Genomic DNA, 5,646 nt, shown 5'->3' on the forward strand with positions numbered 1-5,646 from the left:
GGCGCTGACTACTCAGCGCCCTTTTTATAGTTAGAGCAAGGGAATAGTTAGAACAGAAAGATCAATGACGCATAACCGTATAATACAAAACAGGAATAACTAATAAAGTTAAGACGGTAGAAACAAAGATGCCGAAAATCAGGCTAATGGCTAAGCCATTAAAAATGGGATCATCTAAAATAAATACCGCCCCGATCATGGCCGCTAAAGCGGTAAGCATGATGGGTTTAGCACGAACAGCCGCAGACTGAATAACCGCTTCGGAAAATGCCACACCTTCTTCAACCTGCTGATTAATGAAATCAACCAGCAAGATGGAGTTACGCACAATAATCCCCGCGAGTGCTATCATCCCAATCATCGACGTGGCGGTGAACTGAGCACCAAGTAACGCATGTCCGGGCATGACGCCAATAATCGTCAGTGGAATTGGAGCCATAATGATCAACGGAATAAGGTAGGACTTAAACTGCGCGACAACCAGTAAGTAAATAAGGATCATCCCAACTGCGTAGGCAATGCCCATGTCGCGGAATGTTTCATAAGTGATCGTCCATTCACCATCCCAGAAGATTTCGACACCATTTAACCCTGTAGGTTGGTGGATATAATACTGTTCCACAGGTAGACCAAGTGCATTGATGTTGAACGCCATGTCAAACATACCGTATAAGGGGCTGTCTGTTTCACCCGTCATATCCGCCACCACCATCACCATTGGTAACAGGTTTTTATGCACAATGTAGTCATCCATTTGAGTTTGGCGAATAGTGACTAAATCAGACAATGGATATGCACTGCCCGCAGTGCTCGCTACTTTCATGTTCAACACTTGATCTAATCGGACTTTGACGTTTTCACTAGCTTGCACTTGAATGGGGATTGGGTACTTGCTGTGCTCACTGTGCAAATAGGTGATCGGCTTTCCACCGACGGCCGTCGCCAAAGCATCGACTATCGAAGCATAAGGTACTTGATAGTGTGACGCTTTGCTGCGATCAATCACTACTTGCCATTTTTGATGCACTTCCGGTAGATACATATCGATATCGACAATGTCCGCTGTTTCGTGGAAGATCCCGCGTAGCATCCTTGCCGCTTGTGCCCGAATGTCATGTGTCGGACCATAAACTTCCGCTAAAATAGGTGACCAAACGGGTGGCCCAGGTGGAACTTCAACGACTTTGACTTTACCGCCAAATCGGCTAGCAACCTCATTAAGCTTTGGGCGTACTTCACTTGCAATCGTATGGCTATCTTTATCGCGCTCTTTTCGCCCTAACAGGTTCACCTGAATATCGCCTTGGTTGGCTTGATTGCGCATAAAATAATGACGCACAAGGCCACTGAAGTTGATCGGTGCGGCTGTACCTGCGTAAATCTGATACCCACTGACTTCAGGCACGCTATTTAACACCGTGCCAAGTTCAAATAAAACGCGTTGCGTTTTCTCAAGCGACGCCCCTTCAGGCATATCCAATACCACTTGAAACTCTGATTTATTATCGAAAGGCAGCATTTTTAAAACCACGGCCTTTGTGATTGGCAGTAATAGGGAGCCAGCAATAAGCGCAAATACCGCAAGCATCAAGAAAAGGCGGTTACGTCTTTGTGCAGCCGAGACCACGAAAGGATTCATGATTCGGTGAAAGATGCCTTGAGTTGATTGAGATTGTGCTTGATGCGATGAAGGCTTAAGAAACTTGGCCGCTAACCAAGGTGAAAAGACAAATGCAACCGCCAATGAAATCAGCATTCCCATCGAAGCATTGATGGGAATTGGGCTCATATACGGGCCCATAAGCCCAGAGACAAAGGCCATTGGCAACAGTGCGGCAATCACGGTTAAGGTGGCAAGGATTGTGGGTCCACCCACTTCATCAACCGCCGTAGGAATGAGATCCGCCAATTTGCGCTTACCTAATGCCATATGACGGTGAATATTTTCCACAACAACAATGGCATCGTCCACTAAAATGCCAATAGAGAAAATTAACGCAAAAAGCGAGACCCGGTTGAGTGTAAAACCCCATGCCCATGATGCAAACAGTGTCATCATCAAGGTGACAATAATAGCCATACCGACCACGATAGCCTCGCGCCATCCCATCGCAATAACCACCAAAATAACGACTGCAGTGGTTGCAAAAATCAATTTACCGATCAATGTATTGCTTTTATCGGCGGCGGTTTTCCCGTAGTCACGCGTGATTTCAACACTGATTCCGTGTGGAATTAACTGATTTTCAAGTTCTGCAACTCGAGCTTCAACCATCTCGGCCACACGAACGGCGTTTTCGCCTCCTTTTTTAGCGATGGCTAAGGTAACTGCTGGATAAATACCTTGCTTATCACTGGTCCAAACTTGTTGGGTTGATGTATCAACACCCAATTGAACCGTAGCGACATCCGCTAAATATATCGGTGTCTGGTTATGCAGCCCAATCACCAATTGCTTTACTTCTTCAACTTTTGTTAAAAACTGACCAATTTGGACGGGAAACTGCTGATTTTCATGCGTCAGTTTCAACATTGGAGAGCTGTGGTTCGCCGCAGGAAGATGCTGATTCAGTTGATCTAACGTGATGCCAAAGCTGTTCATTTTAACGGGGTCTAAACGTACATCAACAATAGTAGGGTGGCGACCTATCGTATAAATATCTCGTGTACCATCAATGCGTTTGAGCTCTGTTTCTAAACCATGGGCCACTTGCGTTAACTGCTGGTTGTCCAAGGTGCCCGTTTTATCGGATAACGTAATGCTGACGATAGGCACATCTTCAATGCCTTTAGGTTTGATGATCGGCTCGCCCACCCCAACGCCTTTTGGCATCCAATCTTTATTGGAATAGAGTTTATTATAAATACGAACCACGGCGTCGTTTCTAGGAACGCCGACATCAAAGATAGCCACAATCATCGCACCATCGGGTTGTGAAAAAGAGTAAATTTTATCAATTCCCTCAATTTCAGAGATGATCTGCTCTGCTGGGTTCGTCACTAAACTTTCCACTTCCGCCGGAGAAGCTCCGGGAAAAGGAATATACACATCGGCAAAGGTCACATCGATTTGCGGCTCTTCTTCTTTAGGGGTAACCATTACCGCAAAAACGCCCATCAGTAACCCAACAATCGCGAGCAACGGCGTCATCGCTGAAGTCTGAAAAGCTTTGGCAATACGTCCTGAGACGCCTAAACGATTATCCATATCACTCACCTACTTGTGTAAATACACGGCTTGCGACCGTATCACCTTGTTCCAAGCCAGATAATACTTCCACATATTCACCATAGGTTTGCCCTAATCGCACTGGATTTAGCAGTCGTTTATCATCAACGATGCGATATACGGCACTCAGTTCTGCTCGGCGAATCACAGCGGCAACAGGAATGAGCATCACCTCACGTTGAGCATAATTAAACTCTGTCTTGACCCACATTCCTGGCATCACTTGCCCGAGCTTGTCAGTTTGATCTGCACGAGGCAGCTCAAGACGGATTTTGAATGTATGTGATTGAGGGTCGGCATAACTGAATAAGCTGTAATCGATTGGGGTTATTTTATCGCCCGTAGGCATAATGACTTGGAATTGAGCAACATTGGTGACTGCAGGCTGATAGCGCTGCGGAATAGCCGTTTCAACACGCAACTCATTGAATGAGAAACCACTGAGCAGCGCAGTACCCGGAGCCACCGTTTCACCCAGCTCTACATGTCGCTCCGTCACGACACCATCATAAGGGGCGGTAATATTGGTGTATCCAAGTGACTCCTTCGCCTGCACGACTGCGGCTTTTGCCGCCTTGACGGCCGCAGCAGCACTTCGAGCTTGAGCTTCAGCGCCATCCATTTGGTCTTGTGAAATCGCACCTTTAGGAAACAGCAGTCGATAACGCTTTAGTTGAGCTTGAGCTTCACGATTTCGAGCCTCTGCACTGGTTAACTGAGCTTGAGATGCGTCTAAAGAAGCCGATTGCTGAATAGCGCTGATTTCTAATAGCACGTCGCCCTTTTTAACAAAATCGTTAACGTCGACATACACACCAACGACTCGACCAGAGGTTTGAGCCGCAACTGTCCCTTTGTTAACTGGCTGGACAACACCTTCAAATGCAATCTGCTGTGGTATCTGCTCATAGGTCACGATATAACGATCATCAGCATAGCCAACGGCCCAATAACCGCTCGTGATTAAGGCAATACACGCAATCCAAATTCGCCTTTTCATACCCATCCCTCATGTTGATCGTTACGATTCCACTTGCTTATTGAATTCTAGTTAGATTAAACCGTTTGCGTTTGCTGTTGTTTATTATTCTTAATGCAGATCAACAAATTAGTTGCACCAAGCCCAACCATCATTGAGACAAAGAATAGCCATACCTCAATATTACCCAGTGCAAGGCTTGATAGTGCTGGCCCTGGACAGATGCCCACTAATCCCCAACCTAACCCAAAAATCGCAGCACCAGAGATAAGCCGGGTATCAACACTGCGAGTCGTCGCTAAACAGAATTTTTCTGCGTTTATAGGCTGCTGTCTTGCTTTAATAACGATGAAATAGGTCGGCATAAAAACGGCTAATGCGCCTCCCATCACAAACATTAAGCTTGGATCCCAAGAACCAGCCACATCCAAAAAACCTACGACTTTGGCTGGATTGGCCATTCCTGAGATAACCATACCCGCACCAAACAAAATACCTGCCACTAACGAGGTTAATCTAAACAACATCTGATTCATTTTGACTCACTTATAGAAGATGAAGGCGTACAAACACAGTAATGGCAGCAACGCCCATGAAGGTACCTGTCGCCGCAATAGAGCGAGTGGATAGTCGACCAACACCACAGATGCCATGGCCACTGGTGCAACCATTTCCTAATCGAGTGCCTACCCCAACTAATAGGCCAGCAAGCGCCAAAACACCGTTATTAAAGTTAAAAGTTTGCGGCACTTGTGCATTTAAAAACCAAACGGCAATAGCACCACCAGTTACCATGCCAAGTGCAAATAACAAACGCCATGCAAAATCACGCGTTTTAGGCGTCATCAATCCCGTTAATACCCCACTTATCCCAGCAATTTTGCCGTTAAACAGCAACATGAGTGAAGTTGATATCCCTAGTAAAACACCACCTAACAACGATTCCCAAGGAATAGAAAACAACATTATTTATCCTTTTAACCTATGACAAATGAACTAATTACAAAAAACGGTCTGCAAACTTTGAATAAGCTGTACAACCCGCGGATCCGATAGCGAATAGAAGACTTGCTGTGACTCCTTTCTTGCTTTGATCATATTTTGCTTACGAAGTACGGTTAAATGTTGCGAAAAGGCTGATTGACTTAACATCGAGCTTTGCTGCAATTCTCCAACGCCCACCTCACCATTAATTAACTGGCAAAGCACCATCAAACGCTCAGGATGGGCCATCGTTTTAAGCAACTCTGAAACCTCTATCGCATTTGTTTTCATTTGCTCCACATTGACTGATGTGATCTCCATCATTCCCCCTTCGCATTGCATTTAATTAGATAATACTAATGAATGAGCTTTAGTCAACGCTTATTTAGCTTATCCAAAATTAGATAAATTAACATTAGACATTGCTAATCAATAAATTTATAGTGACTTTAAT

At 45.2% G+C, this 5,646-nt stretch carries 5 protein-coding genes; all 5 read right to left on the reverse strand.

The window, feature by feature from the left end; all coding sequences use genetic code 11:
* Positions 1 to 61 precede the first annotated feature (61 nt).
* From B9J87_RS09980 to B9J87_RS10000, 5 genes are read right to left on the reverse strand one after another with little or no spacing between them, the layout of a single operon-like run.
* Entirely contained in the window at positions 62 to 3,208 is a 3,147-nt protein-coding gene (locus B9J87_RS09980; RefSeq protein WP_094150515.1) for an efflux RND transporter permease subunit, read from the reverse strand.
* Position 3,209: 1 nt separating this feature from the next.
* On the reverse strand, positions 3,210 to 4,229 hold the full coding sequence (locus B9J87_RS09985; protein ID WP_441351333.1) for an efflux RND transporter periplasmic adaptor subunit: 1,020 nt from the start codon (positions 4,227 to 4,229) through the stop codon (positions 3,210 to 3,212).
* 56 nt (positions 4,230 to 4,285) lie between these two features.
* Positions 4,286 to 4,744: a YeeE/YedE family protein gene (locus B9J87_RS09990; RefSeq protein ID WP_017047210.1), complete on the reverse strand. Its 459-nt coding sequence runs from the start codon at positions 4,742 to 4,744 to the stop codon at positions 4,286 to 4,288.
* 10 nt (positions 4,745 to 4,754) lie between these two features.
* Entirely contained in the window at positions 4,755 to 5,174 is a 420-nt protein-coding gene (locus B9J87_RS09995) for a YeeE/YedE family protein (protein ID WP_013867869.1), read from the reverse strand.
* Between the two features lie 30 nt (positions 5,175 to 5,204).
* On the reverse strand, positions 5,205 to 5,534 hold the full coding sequence (locus tag B9J87_RS10000; protein ID WP_013867870.1) for an ArsR/SmtB family transcription factor: 330 nt from the start codon (positions 5,532 to 5,534) through the stop codon (positions 5,205 to 5,207).
* Positions 5,535 to 5,646: the final 112 nt, after the last annotated feature.

Origin of the sequence: Vibrio sp. V19_P1S1T109, assembly GCF_002241375.1 — a bacterium.
Classification (GTDB): Bacteria; Pseudomonadota; Gammaproteobacteria; order Enterobacterales; family Vibrionaceae; genus Vibrio; species Vibrio anguillarum.

What these genes read in the sequence shown, in the direction of transcription:
- B9J87_RS09980 (WP_094150515.1), bottom strand. Translation starts at nt 3,208, where the DNA reads ATGGATAATCGTTTAGGCGTCTCAGGACGTATTGCCAAAGCTTTTCAG.
- B9J87_RS09990 (WP_017047210.1), bottom strand. Translation starts at nt 4,744, where the DNA reads ATGAATCAGATGTTGTTTAGATTAACCTCGTTAGTGGCAGGTATTTTG.
- B9J87_RS10000 (WP_013867870.1), bottom strand. Translation starts at nt 5,534, where the DNA reads ATGCAATGCGAAGGGGGAATGATGGAGATCACATCAGTCAATGTGGAG.
- B9J87_RS09985 (WP_441351333.1), bottom strand. Translation starts at nt 4,229, where the DNA reads ATGAAAAGGCGAATTTGGATTGCGTGTATTGCCTTAATCACGAGCGGT.
- B9J87_RS09995 (WP_013867869.1), bottom strand. Translation starts at nt 5,174, where the DNA reads ATGTTGTTTTCTATTCCTTGGGAATCGTTGTTAGGTGGTGTTTTACTA.